The organism is Winogradskyella sp. (assembly GCF_028289625.1).
Classification (GTDB): Bacteria; Bacteroidota; Bacteroidia; order Flavobacteriales; family Flavobacteriaceae; genus Winogradskyella.
Map to the genome: position 1 here is coordinate 47910 of NZ_JANQOM010000038.1, position 17326 is coordinate 65235.

Here is a 17326-nt window from a genome sequence, read left to right on the forward strand (position 1 = left end):
CCCCATTTTAACTAAATTGGAGTTGAAAAGTGTAATTTTGAAAACGGTTTAATTGCCATTCTATGTCTATATGAAATTTATTTCAAGCCCACAAAATCCTTTGGTTAAACGCCTTATGCTTTTAAAAGAAAAATCGCGAGAGCGCAAAAAGACTAATACGTTTTTAATAGAAGGCAAACGTGAGTTATCCTTAGCCATAAAAGGTGGTTACACCATCGAAACCTTATTATTTTATCCTAATCTTTTTTCTGAAAGTGAAGCTAACGCTATGAGCCGTTACGGTATTGATATCATTGAAATTTCTAAAGACGTTTTTCAAAAATTAGCACATCGCGATACGACTGAAGGAGTCATTGCTGTAGTGAAATCAAAATCTCACGAATTGGAAAGTCTCAACTTTAAATCTAAAAATCCACTTATTTTAGTAGCCGAAGCACCAGAAAAACCCGGGAATGTTGGTGCCTTGCTCAGAACTGCGGATGCTGCTAATATTGATGCTGTGATTATTGCCAATCCAAAGTCTGATTTATATAACCCAAACATTATTCGCTCTAGTGTAGGCAGTGTATTTACTACAGAAATTGCTGTGGCTAGCTCTGAAGAAGCGATTGCATTTTTGCAGAAATACAATTTCAATATTTTTTCTGCAATATTACAAGAATCGGAGCCATACCATACACAAGATTACACCTTACCAACTGCCATTGTGGTTGGCACCGAAGCTACAGGATTAACGGAAATCTGGAGAGATGCAGCAACAAAAAACATTAGTATTCCCATGCAAGGAGTTATTGATTCCATGAATGTCTCTGTTGCCGCAGGAATTCTTATTTTTGAAGCTATTCGCCAAAGGCGAATTAATGAGTAATTAATAATTGGTAATGTGTAATTAGTAACTTGTAATAAGTAATGAAAGAGAATATAATTGCCTCCAAAAGCTATGATTTTGCAGTAAGAATAGTTTTATTAAACAAAGATTTAATTGCTAAAAATGAATATGTTTTATCGAAACAAATCCTTAAATCAGGAACGTCAATTGGCGCAAATGTAGAGGAAGCCATAGGCGGCATCTCTAAGAAAGATTTTAGAGCAAAAATGTCAATATCCTATAAAGAAGCTAGAGAAACCCATTATTGGCTCAGATTACTAAAAGATACCAATTACATTAATCTGGAAGAATATGAAAAATTGGAAAGCGAGCTTTCAAGTATTCTAAAGATACTTTTCAAAATTATTCAATCCTCTAAAGAATAAAGAACTATTAATTATTCATCATTAATTACTAATTAATATGAGCGCAGCGAATCTTTTCTACATCATAATCGGGATAATCATCGTCAACTTCATGAAAGACAAAATCCTAAATGCTATAAATGCCAAACATTTTAATGATTCCATTCCAGACGAATTGAATGATGTGTATGATACCGAAGAATATAAAAAATCTCAAGACTATAAAGCCACGAATTATAGATTTGGCATATGGTCTTCCCTATTCTCTTTAGTATTAACGCTAGCATTTTTGTTTTTAGATGGGTTTGAGTTTGTGGATGATTTAGCAAGAAACTATTCCGATAAGCCTGTGGCTGTAGCTCTTATATTTTTTGGCATTATCATGTTGGCAAGTGATATTATCACTATACCTTTTGGGTATTACAAAACCTTTGTGATTGAAGAACGGTTCGGTTTTAATAAGACCACGAAAAAGACTTTTATCCTAGACAAGTTTAAAGGCTTATTAATGATGGCCATTCTAGGAGGAGGAATTATTGCTCTTATTGTTTGGTTTTATGAACTTACAGGCAATAAATTCTGGCTTTATGCTTGGGGTATTGTCACAGTTTTTACTGTGTTTATGAATATGTTTTATTCGAGGTTAATCGTACCTTTATTCAATAAGCAAAGCCCATTGGAAGAAGGAGACTTACGTCAAAAAATTTCAGACTATGCCAAATCGGTTGGTTTTAGTTTGAAAAAGATTTTCATTATCGATGGTTCTAAACGAAGCACTAAAGCCAATGCCTATTTTTCTGGTTTTGGCAGTGAAAAACGTGTCACACTATATGATACATTGATTAATGATTTAGAAGATGAAGAAATCGTAGCGGTTTTAGCTCACGAAGTTGGGCATTATAAGCGCAAGCATATTATTTTTAACTTGGTAACGTCTATCTTATTGACTGGATTAACCCTTTATATTCTCTCTATTTTTATTTCTAATCCTTTGCTGTCTAATGCTATTGGAGTTGAAACACCGAGTTTTCATGTTGGGTTGATCGCCTTTGGCCTACTCTACTCACCAATATCTGAAGTCACTGGATTAATTATGAATTATGTCTCTCGTGTCTTCGAATACCAAGCTGACAATTATGCAAAAAACACCTACAAGGCAGAACCCCTGATTAGTTCCTTAAAAAAATTATCGAAGAATAGCTTAAGTAATCTTACGCCTCATAAAGCTTATGTCTTTATGCATTATTCGCATCCTACACTTTTGGATAGGGTTAGAAATTTGAGAAATTAACAGCTTGATATTCTGAAATAAAAAAGTGAAATTGGTTAACGTCTGATATAGACAATTAAAAAAGTTAATATCTAGGCATTGTCAACAATTATCAAATTTTTACGATAAACAATCGATTAAATTCTGAGAACCCTTATTGATACAAAAGGTTCAACTTTTAGAACAAATCATACTTCTTTTAGAATAAGTTACCGATTAACGACGACTTTATATTTGTACCATACTTAAAAGAAAACCTTCTAGAACATGGAAATTAAAATAAACTTATCAAAGCAGGTAGCTATTTGTATTTGTGCACTATTCTTTATCCTCACATTAAAAGCCCAAAATAACTTATATTACAATTTTGACGTAAATAAAATAGCAAAGAGAATTGACAGCCTTTTAATGAACTATAATGACAAAGAACCAGGAATGTCCATTGGAATTGTTATCGATAGTAAATTGGTAATTCAAAGGCAAATAGGCCTTGCTAATTTAGAGTACCAAGTTCCAATTACGGGAGAAACCTCATTTCATGTTGCATCAGTTTCTAAACAATTCACGGCGTTCGCAATCTTACTACTCGAAGATGAAGGAAAAATTTCACTGAATGATGATATCAGAAAGTACATTCCTGAAATTCATGAATTTGAACATAAAATAAAGATTAAAAATCTCTTGAACCATACCAGTGGAATTAAAGACCAATGGAATTTATTAAGACTTTCTGGATGGCAATTAAATGATTTTATAAACAATGACCACGTACTTAATATTCTCTACAATCAAACTTCATTAAATTTCGAGCCTAACGAAGACTTTATGTACAGCAATTCTGGCTACACTCTTTTGGCAGAAATTGTTACACGAGTTTCTGGTATGAGATTTGCCGAGTATATGGAAAAACACATCTTTAAGCCATTGAAAATGAATCAAACTCAATTTGTAGATAAAGAAGGTCAAATAATCGAAAAAAATGCTAATTCTTATTATAAAAATGGGCAATACTATATAGAAGATGTATTCAATAATTCCAGCTATGGGGCGACAAATTTGTCAACTACTATCGAAGACTTAACTAAATGGGTCGTAAATTTCAATAAAAAAAAAGTTGGTAATAGTATCCTGTTTGATAAAATGAATTCCCAAGGAAAGTTGAGCAATGGTAACACTTATGGCTATGCGAATGGTCAATTCATCAATCAATATAAAGGTATCAATAGAATTCAGCACAGTGGACAAGATGCAAGTTATCAAGCCTATATTGGCAGATTTCCAGATTTAGACGTTAGTATAATTTTCTTCAATAATAATTCTGAAATTAATGGAGGCGAAGTTGTAAGTCAATTAACAGAAATCTGTTTATCAGAGTATTTAAAAAACAGACAGTATAATTCAACATCAAAAATAATACTAAACAAAAAATCGCCGATTTCAAAGTCGACAAAAACACTTAAAACTTTTGAAGGCTATTATTGGAGCGAGCAAGACAGATATTCACGTCAATTAAAAGTTCAAAATGACACCTTGCAATACATACGAAATACCAATGACAAAACAGCACTAATTCCTGTTGATGAAAATGAATTTGAAATGAAGATTGACGAGTACTTATCGGTATTATTTAAATCTAATCAGATAGTTTTAACACTAAATGATGGCAACCAAATTATTTTGGACAAATACATTCCAGCAAAGTATGATTCAAATTTATTAAGACAGTTTGCGGGAAAATATCGTAGTCCAGAATTAAACAGTTATTACACCTTTTCAATTCAGGATAATCAATTAGTTGCGAATCACACAAGACTTGGAAATTTTAACCTAAAAGCAATAAAAAATGACTATTTCATCGGAAATAAAGGTTCGATTCAGAAAATTGTATTTTTAAGAAATGGATTAGGAAAAATTGTCGGAGTGAACATATCAAGTAGTAGAGCTAAAAATGTTAAGTTCGATAAAGTAAGTGAATAAAAATCGCTACTATCCTTATCCGAGACCATTGACGAAACCATCTAAAATTTCCTTTTAAAAACCCATTGCCCAATTCATAGAGTTTGTTTACTTTAGTTGTTATGACTGAAGTGGACATTGAAAAAGAGAATGCAGCCATTGCAAAAGCCTACAAAGAGCTACTCCGAGTAAGCTACCAGACCCTAACGGCAGCCGATAAAAAACTGATTCGGCAAGCGTTTGAGGTAGCGCTCGATGCGCACAAAGACCAACGACGCAAATCCGGGGAGGCTTATATCTTTCATCCGATAGCTGTGGCAAAAATTGTCGCCCAAGAGATTGGCTTGGATGCGACCTCTATTGCTTCTGCCTTACTTCATGATGTGGTTGAAGACAACCCTAATTATACCATTGCTGATATTGAACAACTTTTTGGGGAAACCGTAGCAAGAATTGTAGATGGTCTCACTAAAATTTCGTATTTAAAAAAAGACATGGATGTCTCGCTACAAGCAGAGAATTTTCGTAAAATGTTGCTCACGCTCAATGACGATGTACGGGTTATCATTATTAAAATCGCAGATCGTTTGCACAATATGCAAACTATGGATGCCATGCGTAATGATAAACAAGTAAAAATTGCTTCAGAAACTTTATACATCTATGCACCATTAGCACACAGAATAGGACTTTATAACATTAAAACCGAACTCGAGGACTTAGGCCTTAAGTATACAGAACCTGAAGTCTACAATGACATAGCCGAGAAAATGCAAGAAAGCAAAGAAGAGCAAGATGCTTATATTAAAGCTTTCTCTAAAGTCATTGAAAAATCCTTAAATCAAGAAGGTCTTAACTACGAAATTAAAGGTCGACCAAAATCCATTTTTAGTATAAGACGAAAAATGGTGAAGCAAGGTGTATCTTTCGACGAAGTCTACGATAAATTTGCCGTAAGAATTATTTACAAATCAGATTTTGTAAACGAAAAATTCCTCGCTTGGAAAATTTACTCAATCGTTACCGATCACTTCACACCTAATCCTATCCGATTGCGCGATTGGATTTCGTCACCAAAATCTACGGGTTATGAAGCATTGCACATCACGGTTGTTGGACCAAAAAGTCGTTGGGTAGAGGTTCAGATTCGTAGTGAACGTATGAACGAAATTGCTGAAAAAGGTTATGCGGCGCATTACAAATACAAAAATGTTGATGATAAGGATGATAGTCTCGATTTATGGATCAATAAACTACAAGAGGCTTTAGAAAACAACGAAGCTGATGCCGTGGATTTTGTGGAGCAATTTAAGCTTAACCTGTATTCCAAAGAAATATTTGTCTTCTCACCAAAAGGAGATTTGAAGTCCTTACCCAAGGGAGCCACTCCACTTGATTTTGCCTTTAGTATCCATACTGAGGTTGGTATGACCACACGAGGCGCTAAGGTTAATGGTAAATTGGTTCCCCTGAGTTACGAGTTGCAAAGCGGTGATCGTGTAGAAATTTTAACCTCCGAAAACGCCAAACCCAATGCCAATTGGCTAGATTACGCAACAACGGCGAGAGCAAGAAGTAAGATTAAATCGGCCTTGAATGCGCATACCAAGGAAATTGCTGAAGAAGGTAAAGAAATCCTTAGACGAAAATTAAAACAACTCAAGATTACCCTCAACGAAAAAGCGGTAAATGAGTTGGTAACCTACTTTAAACTCAAAACCTCATTAGATTTATTTTATCGTGTTGGTATCGGAACCATTGATAATGCAAAATTAAAGGCCTTTGCTTCCTCACGTAGCGGTGCTTTTATGAGCTATATTAAAAACCGAATTCGAAAACCAGATGTCCCAAAAGACATAGACAAAGAAGAGATTACGTCTAAGTACGATATGCTTGTTTTCGGCAAGGAGGAAGAACGTCTGAGTTATACCTTAGCTAATTGTTGCAATCCAATTCCTGGCGATAAAGTTTTCGGTTTCTTAACCGTTAATGATGGTATAAAAGTGCATAAAAAGAACTGTCCCAATGCGGTAAGCCTTCAATCTAATTATGCCTACCGTATTATGACAGCCAAATGGATAGATTCGTCACAGCGTACCTATACCTCTAGTATTAAATTATCAGGCATTGATAATCTTGGACTGGTTAATAATATCACAAAGCTGATTTCAGGAAACCTTCATGTAAATATGAAGAGTATCAGTTTTTCTAGCGAAGATGGTATTTTTAGCGGTGACATAACGGTTGAGGTCAAAAACCAAAACATGTTAAAAAACCTTATTGAAAAACTCAAAAAAATTAATGGAATAGACAAAGTGACTAGAGTATAATATATGTGAAGGTTTTTGAAAACTTGTTCATTTTTTAGCTTTAAAACACAGCTTCTATTTATTAGTTCCTTTAATTTTATGTAAATTTGCACCTTATTATGAATGCAACAACAGAAGAAAGTAATCAGGAAATCGTAAAGCGTGTTTTTACACAATTCCTAGAAGATAAAGGACATAGAAAAACTCCAGAGCGCTATGCCATTCTTCAAGAAATATACGATAGTGAAGAGCATTTTGATATAGAGTCTTTATACATCAAAATGAAGAATAAAAATTATCGTGTCAGTAGAGCTACCTTGTACAATACTATAGAATTGTTGTTAGAATGTAATTTGGTCCGTAAGCACCAATTTGGACAAAATCAGGCACATTACGAAAAGTCCTATTTCGATAAACAGCACGATCATGTCATTCTAACGGATACTGGTGAAGTTATAGAATTCTGCGATCCTCGCATTCAATCCATAAAAAAGACCATAGAAGAGGTCTTTGATATCGAAATAACTAATCATTCACTATACTTTTACGGCAACCGTAAAGCAGAAGACTAACTAACGTTTTAAAATGGCAGTAGATTTACTACTAGGACTTCAATGGGGAGACGAAGGCAAAGGAAAAATTGTTGATGTATTCACCTCTAAATACGATATTATTGCGCGCTTTCAAGGTGGGCCAAACGCAGGACACACCTTAGTATTTAATGGACGAAAGCACGTATTGCATACCATTCCATCTGGAATTTTTCACGACAATACCATAAATCTTGTTGGTAATGGTGTGGTTATAGATCCTGTGATTTTTAAAAAGGAACTCGACAAATTAGATGAACAAAATGTCGATTATAAAACATCCCTCTGCATCTCGCGTAAGGCACATATCATTTTACCTACGCATCGCTTATTGGATGCTGCGAGTGAAGCTTCGAAAGGAAAAGCAAAAATAGGCTCTACACTCAAAGGTATTGGGCCTACCTATATGGACAAGACTGGCAGAAATGGCATTAGAGTTGGTGATATTGAATTGTCTAGCTGGAAGAAAAAATACAGAGCTTTAGCCGATAAGCATGAGGCGATGATCGATTTCTATAATGTTGATATACAATACGATTTAAAAGATCTTGAAGCCGATTTCTTTGAAGGCATAGAGACCTTAAAAACCTTAAAGTTCATAGATTCTGAAGAATTTATCCACCAAGCACAAACATCTGGAAAATCCGTCTTAGCTGAAGGTGCTCAAGGTTCGCTATTGGATATTGATTTTGGCACCTATCCTTTTGTCACCTCATCAAATACCACAGCTGCTGGTGCTTGTACAGGTCTTGGTGTCGCACCAAATAAAATTGGTGATGTGTTTGGTATTTTTAAAGCCTATACAACTCGAGTAGGTTCGGGGCCATTCCCTACGGAATTATTTGATGAAGCTGGTGAAACTATGGGTCTTGTTGGTCATGAGTTTGGTGCAACCACAGGTCGCCCAAGACGTTGTGGCTGGTTAGATTTGGTGGCGTTAAAGTATGCTTGTCAAGTCAATGGAGTGACACAACTGATTATGATGAAAGGTGATGTATTATCTGGTTTTGACACCTTAAAAGTCTGCACAGCCTATAACTACAAAGGCGAAACTATAACACATCTTCCTTATAATATTGAAGCCGAAAATGTATCTCCTATCTACACTGAAATAAAAGGTTGGTCAGAAGATTTAACAGGAATGACCGAAGCATCCCAATTGCCAAAGGAGTTTAATGATTATGTGGAGTTCTTAGAAAATGAACTCGGCATTCCGATTACCATCGTTTCCGTAGGTCCAGACCGTAAACAGACAATTGTAAGAAAGGAAAAATAGTTGTATTCGCTTTCTGTTAAAAAAACTGTTAACTCATACTAAAGCAAATCTATAAGTGTTACCTTGTAAAAAACATATAGTTTTGAGTAGTTTTAAAAGTTCACTTTTTTTTGCAGTCATTCTCTTCTCTGTATTTAGCTTTTCTCAAGAAAAACAAAGGATTACTGTAGAATATTCTGGTAATACATCCTCAAGTCCAGACATAGAAGAAGGTGCATTGGTATTTTTACGTGATGCCTCACAGCAAGTCCATTTTGTTCATAAAGGTGTGAACCTATGGTGCGATAAAGCTATCTACTATCAAGATCAGGAATATATTGAAGCCTTCAGTAATGTCGTTATGAAACAAGGAGATTCTATTAATATGGTGGCCAAATATGTAGAGTACAGTGGTAAAACAGAATTAGCTTTTGCGCAAGGTGAGGTGGTCTTAACCGAACCACAATCAGTATTAACCACCGATAAACTCTATTTTGATAGAACGCGTCAACTCGCCTATTACAATACTAAAGGTAAAGTGGTTAGAGATACCTCTGGGACCATCACTAGCCAGATTGGACGTTATTATATGAACGCCAAAAAATACCAGTTTACCAAAGATGTAGTATTAGTCAATCCAGATTATACACTAAATACAGAACGGCTCGATTTTTTCCCAGATAATGGTCATGCCTATTTATTTGGGCCTTCGACCATCATTGGCGAAACAAGTAAAATTTATACCGAACGTGGTTTTTATGACACCAATGCCAATGTCGGTCACTTTCAACGTAATGCCAAAGTTGACTATGATAGTAGAACGATAACAGGAGATAGTATTTATTTTGACAGAAATAGAAGTTTTGCATCGGCCAGTAATAATATTACTGTAACAGATACTATTAATAATAGTATTGTAAAAGGACATTACGCTGAGGTCTGGCGCGATAAAGATTCTGTTTTTATCACCAAGCGTGCACTTGCCATAACCGTTCAGGAAAAAGATTCAGTGTATTTACATGCCGATACCTTAATGATGACTGGCAAAGAGAATAATCGTATTACAAGAGCCTATTACAACGCCAAGTTATACAAAAGCGATTTGGCTGGCAAAGCCGATTCTATTCACGTTAACCATAAAACAGGTTTAACCCAACTCATTAACTTGGCACGTTATAGCTCAACAGATGCCTTTGCTACCGCACGAAAACCCGTGCTTTGGAATCTCGGCAACCAAATGACCGGAGATACCATTCACTTAATTTCAAATGTCGAAACCGAAAAATTAGATTCTTTAAAAGTATTTAATAATGCGTTTTTGGTCAGTAAAGACACCTTAAGCGATGATGGTTTTAATCAAATAAAAGGCCAACGGCTTATAGGTTTGTTTAGGGATAATGAAATTTACAATGTAGATATCATTAAGAATGCTGAAACTATTCGTTACATGCGAAATGATGCCAATGAACTTATAGGTATACAAAAGTCTAAGTCCGGGAGTATCAACATTCAAATCATAGACCAAGCTATAGACGAGGTGCGTTTCATCAATCAAATTGATGGCAATATTTTTCCTGAAGCTGATTTCCCAAGAAGTTCAAAGCGATTGCGAGGCTTTGATTGGAGAGGAGAAGAACGACCGTTATCTGTTGACGATTTATTTAAAGACGATCCGCCTTTGGTATTACCCAAAATTACAGGCTTGCAAGATTATGTACCACCAGAGGATTTTATTGATGACAGTGTCATTGAAAGGATTGAGGAAGCAGGTAAGGCAACACCCAATAAACCTAACAAAGCAGCCAGGAACCTACCAGCAAACGACACTATCCCAACTTTAAAACCTAATCAGGTAAAAAAGGTGAAAATACCGAAAGAGAAGAAAGAAAAGGAAGATCAATAATTGCGAGAAGACTTTTTAAAATATCAGGCACAAACCACACCACATCCCTTAGCTATGGAAATAAGCCATGCTAAAGGCTCATATATTTATGATAAAAACGGGAAAGCCTACCTCGATTTTGTGGCTGGAGTTTCGGCTTGTAGTTTAGGACATTCGCATCCCAAAGTCATTGAAGCCGTCAAAACGCAATTAGACCAATATCTTCATGTGATGGTTTATGGCGAATACATCCAAGATTCAGCACTTCAGTTATCCCAACTTTTAGCAAAGCATTTACCAAGCCCCTTAGAAACGACTTACTTGGTTAATTCGGGAACCGAAGCCATTGAAGGCAGTATTAAATTAGCAAGACGTTATACTGGACGAAGCGAAATTATAGCCGCTAAAAACGCTTATCATGGAAATACTATGGGTTCTTTGAGTCTGATGGATTATGAAGAACGCAAAGCCCCTTTTAAACCTTTAATCCCAGGTATTAAGTATATTGAGTTCAATTCTGAAAGTGATCTTCAACAGATAAGCCAAGAAACGGCAGCTGTTATTTTGGAAACCATCCAAGGAGGTGCAGGTTTCATTGAACCAACAAATAATTACCTTAAAAAGGTGCAAGAACGTTGCAATGACGTCGGTGCAGTTTTTATTTTGGATGAAATTCAACCAGGTATTGGTAGAACAGGTAAACTTTTTGGTTTTGAACATTATAACTGTCAACCAGATATCGTAGTGATCGGAAAAGGTCTTGGTGGAGGTTTACCTATTGGAGCTTTTACCGCTTCCAACGAAATGATGTTAACGCTAAGTGATAACCCAAAACTAGGACATATCACAACCTTTGGAGGCAATCCTGTAATAGCTGCAGCTGCCTTAGCCACTTTAAAAGAAATCACTGAATCTAACTTAATGGCTGAAGCCTTGGAAAAAGAGCAACTCATTAGAGAGTATCTTCAACATAAGCATATTAAAGCCATAAGAGGTAAAGGATTAATGCTTGCGGCAATCACCGAAAGTGCAGAAGTGACCAATGAAATTATACGACGTGCCCAAGATAAAGGTTTAATTTTATTTTGGCTGCTTTTTGAACCTAAAGCCATTAGGCTCACGCCACCATTGACAATTTCTAAAAACGAGATTATTGAAGGTTGCCGAATCATTACTTCAATATTAGACACTATTTAGTCATCAGTCTTTTCTAATGTATTGGATATCAGTCTAAAATACATTTTAATAAATCTTTATCACAATGTTAATTATTTTGTTAAAAACAAAAACCTAAACACTTACGTCCTTAACACGATAACTGTAATTTTAGATTAACCAAAAATCAGTAGACACTGGCACATCAAAAAGTAAGTCTTTAAAACTGAGCACGAATTTTGATGTATTAAATCTCGATTATTGAGTGAACCTTTAAACCGCTTATGAATTACAGTCACGAAGACGAAAACTTTCCGCTTACTAGATTTGAATCCATGTTAAAGACAAATGATATTTTGTTTTTTGATTCAAATGAATTTGAAAACATCATCCACCACTATCTCGAAAATGGTAAAGTTTCCTTAGCGAAACGCGCCATTAAACTTGGACTTTCGCAACATCCAAGCTCAGTCAATTTAAGATTATTCCAGGTGGAAATATTGGTTATTGAGAACAAATTCTCTGAGGCTGATGACATCTTAGATATGCTTCATGATTTAGAGCCCACTAATGAAGAGATTTTTATTCAAAAAGCCAATGTGCTATCTAAGCAAGATGAGCATGAGAAAGCTATAGAAATATTACTTATTGCCATTGATGTATCTAGTACACCATCTGAAGATTCGGACCTTTATGCCTTAGTAGGTATGGAATATTTGTTCTTAGATCAGTTTGAAAATGCGGTTATGTATTTTAAAAAATGTCTAGAGTCCGACCCATCTGATTATTCAGCTTTACATAATGTTGTATATTGTTACGATTTTTTAGATTTAAATGAAGATGCTATTGCGTACCTCAATAACTTCTTGGACTCCAATCCATACTGTGAAGTAGCTTGGCATCAATTAGGTCGTCAATATTTTGCCATTAAAGATTATACCAAGGCTAATGCTGCTTTTGATTTTGCCATCATCTCAGATGATACCTTTGTTGGTGCTTATATTGAAAAAGGAAAGGTTTTAGAGAAGCTTAAATATTATGAAGAAGCCATAGAAAACTATAAAATTACTTTGGCATTGGATGAGCCTACCTCTTTTGCGTTATTACGAATAGGGCATTGTTATGAAAAACTTGGTAAAGAAGACATGGCGTTGCAATTTTTCAAAAAAACAGTCGAGGAAGACGCCTTATTAGACAAAGGATGGATTGCCATCACTAAGTTTTACATGAAACGTTTAAACTATCAAAAAGCATTGCATTACATCAACAAAGCCGTGAATATTGACGGCGAAAACGTATTGTATTGGAAACTTTTTGCTACAATTAATAAACGCTTAAACTTTCTGGAAGAAGCCGAAATCGGTTATAAACGAACTTTAGAACTTGGCAATTACGAGCTAGACACTTGGTTAGACCGATCAGATATCCTAATTGCCTTAGGTGAATACGATGCTGCAATTTACAATTTGAATCAAGCTGCGGAATTCTATCCTGAAAATTCCGAAATAGAGTATCGACTTGGTGGCTTATACTTTACAACGCATCAGACCGAAGAAGGCCGCTTTCACCTTAAGAATGCTTTAAAGCTTAATATCGATTACAGTTTTATCATTAACGAGCTGTTTCCAAAGCTTAATAATAGACCAATGGTAAAGGCTATAATTTCGGAATGTAAAAAGGCTTCCAACTAAAAAAATCCATACCTTAGCGTTTCTTATAAAAAAGAAATGCAGAGAGGTTTTCTTGACTATGTAATCATTACTTTTAAGGGTATCGCTATGGGAGCAGCAGATGTTGTACCAGGTGTTTCAGGCGGTACAATTGCTTTTATTTCTGGTATTTACGAAGAACTTATTGGGAGTATCGATAAAATTAATTTAGGATTTTTTAAAGTATGGAAACAACAAGGTTTTAAAACCGCATGGACATCCATAAACGGAACATTCTTATTAGCGCTTTTTTCAGGAATTGCTGTAAGTATTTTGTCTTTGGCAAAATTAATAAAATGGCTTTTGCACAATGAGCCCATTTTATTATGGTCTTTCTTTTTCGGATTGGTTCTGGCAAGCATTTTATATATCGCCAAACAAATAAAAGCTTGGTCGGGAAAAATCATTGTAGCTATTATAGTAACTTCTGTCCTATCTTATTACATCACACTTGCTGAGCCTTTTGCATCGCCAGAAAGCCCTTTTTATCTATTGTTTTGTGGTTTTATTGCCATTATTGCGATGATCCTGCCTGGGGTCTCTGGTGCTTTTATTCTATTGATTTTAGGGGCTTACCAAACGGCAATAGAAACTGTGAATAACTTAAGGGATGGTTTGCTCACGGGAAATGCAGAGTTGTTTAAAGATGCGCTTTTAAAATTCGCTTTGTTGGGTATTGGTGCTATAGTTGGGTTAAAAGTCTTTTCTAAAGCATTAAACTGGATGTTTAAACACCAAAAAAACCTCACACTCGCTATCTTAACAGGTTTTATGATTGGCTCACTGAATAAAATATGGCCCTGGAAAGACATCCTAAAAACAAGAATTAATTCCGAAGGTGAAGAGGTAACACTCTTAGACAAAAGTATCTTACCCTCTTCCTACGATGGCGATAATCAAATGCTATTGGCCATCGTCTTTATGCTCATCGGGATAGCTACTATTTTAGTTTTAGAATACTTTGGACGTCAAAAAAACAACGTTTAATGCAAAGTACAAGAACTTTTAAAGATCGTATTTTTTTGGTCATTAAGGGCTTAGCCATGGGAGCAGCTAATAAAGTTCCTGGTGTTTCTGGTGGTGTAGTTGCCTTCGTTGCTGGTTTTTATCAGGAGTTTATTTACTCGCTACAGCGTGTTAATAAAACAGCATTCAAACTCTTTATCAATGGTCGTTTTAGGAGCTTCTATCAGTATATCAATGGCAGATTTCTAAGCCTATTGTTCTTAGGAATGGTGGTCAGTTACTTTAGTGTCTCCAAGATTTTAGACTATCTTATCATCAATTACGAACTTTATGTATGGAGTGCCTTCTTTGGTATGATCTTAGGATCTATCTACTACATTAATCAAGATTTTAAAGCTTGGAACAAAAAAACGATAACCGCATTAATTCTTGGCACTGCTATAGGAATCAGCATTAGCTTTCTAGATCCGGCTAAGGAAAATGACAATCTTTGGTTTGTCTTTTTATGTGGTATAGTGAGTGTATCTGGCATGACACTTCCCGGTTTCTCAGGTTCATTTATTTTGATATTATTAGGAAATTATGTATTGTTATTGGTTGACTCAGTCAATGCACTATACGATACAATCTCGGAAATCTTTTTAGGAGATTTTGACTTTATAAAAGACGAGGCTAGGATACGCATGCTAAAAGTCCTTGCTGTATTTACATTAGGTTCAGTGGCTGGTTTGGTGACTTTTTCGCATGTGCTTAACTACATTTTAAAGCATTACAAAAATATCACTTTAGCTACGCTTGTAGGGTTTATTGTTGGGTCACTTGGTTTGGTATGGCCTTGGAAAAAAACCATCTATAAAACAAATAGTGATGGTAGCTATATTTTGGATTCTACTGGTTCACAGATTGTTGAGAATTATGAACGTTTTTTCCCTGAAGCTACTACCGAAACTTATATTGCAATTGCTTATATTGTCCTTGGAATCCTTATAGTTTTAGGATTGGAATGGTATGGAAAACGCACAAGACAAATCAAAACTTAAATTCGGTCTCGTAGGTAAAAATATTTCCTATTCGTTTTCAAGAAGTTATTTCGCAGACAAATTTAAACGTGAAGAATTACCACATACCTATGTCAATTTCGATATACAATCCATAGAAGAATTAGATACTATTATTAAATCCTCTCCAAACTTAAAAGGTCTAAATGTTACTATCCCTTACAAAGAAGCAGTAATTGCAATGTTAGATGATTTAAATAAACGCGCACAAAAAATAGGAGCCGTTAATACTATAAGAATAACGCGTTACCAAAAACTCATTGGTTATAATACAGATTATTATGGTTTCAAAAATTCATTAAGACCACACCTTAAGAAGTATCATAAACGCGCTTTAATTTTGGGAACAGGAGGTGCTTCCAAAGCTATTGCTTACGCACTTAAAAAGCTTAAGATTCAATACGATTACGTATCACGATCCGAAAAAGAAGGTGTGAAATTTTTGTATTCGGACATAACTGACGATATCATTTCATCATATCACATCATCATCAACTGCACACCTATTGGTACATTTCCCAATGTTAATGAATGTCCTGATATTCCCTATGACGCCATAACTGAGAAACATATACTTTACGACCTTATCTATAATCCTGAACAAACTAAATTTCTAAGTTGTGGTGATATAAAAGGGGCGACCACAATTAACGGATTGGAAATGCTACAACTACAAGCCGAAAAATCTTGGAGTATTTGGAATAAGTCCTAATTGGTGATTGGTGATTGGTGATTGGTGAAACTTAATAAATTTACAGTTAACCTGATATACAATTAAACTTAACACTGATTCTATTTAAAAAAAGGTAGTAGCATAAATTTAGTCTAAAAAAAATCAATAAGCCAAGCTCACCGCCTATTTCCTTTGTAGTTCAAGGAGTTGTTAGTATCTTTAACATCCTAATAAAATTATTGACACATGTCTGAGAATGATACCCTGCAAGAAGCAGATGGAAAAAAAGAAGTAGAACTTAATGACACTACTCCAAAAGAAGAAACGACACCTGAAGTAGAGGTAAATCCTGAAGTTGAAAATGAAATAACGGAAAAAACTACTGAAGTGGACGTTAAGATTGAGGTAGAATCTGACTCTGAAGCGCATGCTGAAATTGAGGCGTCTAATGCAGAAGATGCCGAAGACGAGGCCAATGTAGAGCGCCACAGTGTAGAGGAAAAAGACTATCATGCCATGTCTATGCAAGACTTAGCCACGGAGTTAAATCGGCTTTTAAAGCATCATAAAATTCAGACCATATCTAAACAGGTCAATCAGATTAAAGCTGAGTTCAATACGAAGTTTAATCAACTTCTTGAAGAAAAAAAGGAAGAATTCCTCAATGAAGGTGGTAATGAAATTGACTTTTATTACACCAACGATTCCAAAAAACTATTTAACCAGCTTTATAAGGATTACAAGCAATCTATAAACACGTATTACAAGGAGCGCGAACAAAACCTAAAACAAAATCTTGAAAATCGATTAGCGATTATTGAAGAAATAAAAGGCTTGTTGAATGTGGAAGAAAACATCAATACCACCTATAAACATTTTAAAGATCTTCAGGAAAAATGGCGTAATGCTGGACCTATTCCGCGAGACAAATACAATAATGCCTGGAACACTTACCACCATCATGTAGAGCGTTTTTACGATTTTTTACATCTCAATAACGATTTGCGTGATATGGATTTCAAGCACAATTATGAACAAAAGCTAAAAATCATAGAGCGTGCAGAAGAGTTAGCTAAGGATGACAATATCAACCGCACATTCAGAGAATTACAAGTGCTACATAAACTATGGAAAGAAGAGTTAGGGCCTGTAGCCAAAGAACACAGAGAAGAAATTTGGGAGCGTTTTAGTAAGGCTACCAAAACCATACACGATAAGCGCCAGGCTTATTATGCAGACCTTGATAAGGCTTACGAAAAAAACCTAGAAA

At 35.3% G+C, this 17326-nt stretch carries 14 protein-coding genes; all 14 read left to right on the forward strand.

What is annotated here, in order from left to right; translation table 11 throughout:
• Window positions 1-70 precede the first annotated feature (70 nt).
• Window positions 71-868, forward strand: a complete 798-nt coding sequence (locus Q0992_RS07990; protein ID WP_299522137.1) for an RNA methyltransferase — start codon at window positions 71-73, stop codon at window positions 866-868.
• A gap of 41 nt (window positions 869-909) precedes the next feature.
• Window positions 910-1254, forward strand: coding sequence for a four helix bundle protein (locus tag Q0992_RS07995; RefSeq protein WP_299522140.1), 345 nt, complete (start codon window positions 910-912; stop codon window positions 1252-1254).
• Between the two features lie 37 nt (window positions 1255-1291).
• Window positions 1292-2524: a M48 family metallopeptidase gene (locus Q0992_RS08000; RefSeq protein ID WP_299522142.1), complete on the forward strand. Its 1233-nt coding sequence runs from the start codon at window positions 1292-1294 to the stop codon at window positions 2522-2524.
• A gap of 246 nt (window positions 2525-2770) precedes the next feature.
• Window positions 2771-4480, forward strand: a complete 1710-nt coding sequence (locus Q0992_RS08005; RefSeq protein WP_299522145.1) for a serine hydrolase — start codon at window positions 2771-2773, stop codon at window positions 4478-4480.
• Window positions 4481-4581: 101 nt separating this feature from the next.
• A complete protein-coding gene (locus tag Q0992_RS08010; protein ID WP_299522149.1) occupies window positions 4582-6789 on the forward strand; it encodes a RelA/SpoT family protein in 2208 nt (735 codons plus the stop codon).
• A 98-nt stretch (window positions 6790-6887) separates the two neighbouring features.
• Window positions 6888-7340: a Fur family transcriptional regulator gene (locus Q0992_RS08015; RefSeq protein WP_299522152.1), complete on the forward strand. Its 453-nt coding sequence runs from the start codon at window positions 6888-6890 to the stop codon at window positions 7338-7340.
• A gap of 13 nt (window positions 7341-7353) precedes the next feature.
• The gene (locus Q0992_RS08020; RefSeq protein ID WP_299522155.1) at window positions 7354-8634 is read left to right on the forward strand and encodes an adenylosuccinate synthase; all 1281 of its coding nucleotides are present in this window, start codon (window positions 7354-7356) and stop codon (window positions 8632-8634) included.
• Between the two features lie 82 nt (window positions 8635-8716).
• On the forward strand, window positions 8717-10516 hold the full coding sequence (locus tag Q0992_RS08025) for an OstA-like protein (RefSeq protein WP_299522158.1): 1800 nt from the start codon (window positions 8717-8719) through the stop codon (window positions 10514-10516).
• Complete coding sequence (locus Q0992_RS08030) at window positions 10517-11692, forward strand: aminotransferase class III-fold pyridoxal phosphate-dependent enzyme (protein ID WP_299522163.1); 1176 nt, start codon at window positions 10517-10519, stop codon at window positions 11690-11692.
• 242 nt (window positions 11693-11934) lie between these two features.
• On the forward strand, window positions 11935-13341 hold the full coding sequence (locus Q0992_RS08035; protein ID WP_299522166.1) for a tetratricopeptide repeat protein: 1407 nt from the start codon (window positions 11935-11937) through the stop codon (window positions 13339-13341).
• A gap of 36 nt (window positions 13342-13377) precedes the next feature.
• Entirely contained in the window at window positions 13378-14346 is a 969-nt protein-coding gene (locus tag Q0992_RS08040) for a DUF368 domain-containing protein (protein WP_299522169.1), read from the forward strand.
• The gene (locus Q0992_RS08045; protein WP_299522172.1) at window positions 14346-15365 is read left to right on the forward strand and encodes a DUF368 domain-containing protein; all 1020 of its coding nucleotides are present in this window, start codon (window positions 14346-14348) and stop codon (window positions 15363-15365) included. The genes Q0992_RS08040 and Q0992_RS08045 overlap by 1 nt, the downstream gene beginning before the upstream one ends.
• Window positions 15334-16095: a shikimate dehydrogenase gene (locus Q0992_RS08050; RefSeq protein WP_299522175.1), complete on the forward strand. Its 762-nt coding sequence runs from the start codon at window positions 15334-15336 to the stop codon at window positions 16093-16095. The genes Q0992_RS08045 and Q0992_RS08050 overlap by 32 nt, the downstream gene beginning before the upstream one ends.
• A gap of 207 nt (window positions 16096-16302) precedes the next feature.
• Window positions 16303-17326 (forward strand): DUF349 domain-containing protein (locus tag Q0992_RS08055; RefSeq protein WP_299522178.1); only part of this gene is annotated, 1024 nt, incomplete at its 3' end.

Bases quoted from the DNA above. Each gene is read 5' to 3' on its own strand.
- Q0992_RS08005 (WP_299522145.1), top strand. From the start codon at position 2,771: ATGGAAATTAAAATAAACTTATCAAAGCAGGTAGCTATTTGTATTTGT.
- Q0992_RS08050 (WP_299522175.1), top strand. From the start codon at position 15,334: ATGGAAAACGCACAAGACAAATCAAAACTTAAATTCGGTCTCGTAGGT.
- Q0992_RS07995 (WP_299522140.1), top strand. From the start codon at position 910: ATGAAAGAGAATATAATTGCCTCCAAAAGCTATGATTTTGCAGTAAGA.
- Q0992_RS08015 (WP_299522152.1), top strand. From the start codon at position 6,888: ATGAATGCAACAACAGAAGAAAGTAATCAGGAAATCGTAAAGCGTGTT.
- Q0992_RS08040 (WP_299522169.1), top strand. From the start codon at position 13,378: ATGCAGAGAGGTTTTCTTGACTATGTAATCATTACTTTTAAGGGTATC.
- Q0992_RS08045 (WP_299522172.1), top strand. From the start codon at position 14,346: ATGCAAAGTACAAGAACTTTTAAAGATCGTATTTTTTTGGTCATTAAG.
- Q0992_RS08010 (WP_299522149.1), top strand. From the start codon at position 4,582: ATGACTGAAGTGGACATTGAAAAAGAGAATGCAGCCATTGCAAAAGCC.
- Q0992_RS08035 (WP_299522166.1), top strand. From the start codon at position 11,935: ATGAATTACAGTCACGAAGACGAAAACTTTCCGCTTACTAGATTTGAA.
- Q0992_RS07990 (WP_299522137.1), top strand. From the start codon at position 71: ATGAAATTTATTTCAAGCCCACAAAATCCTTTGGTTAAACGCCTTATG.
- Q0992_RS08020 (WP_299522155.1), top strand. From the start codon at position 7,354: ATGGCAGTAGATTTACTACTAGGACTTCAATGGGGAGACGAAGGCAAA.
- Q0992_RS08000 (WP_299522142.1), top strand. From the start codon at position 1,292: ATGAGCGCAGCGAATCTTTTCTACATCATAATCGGGATAATCATCGTC.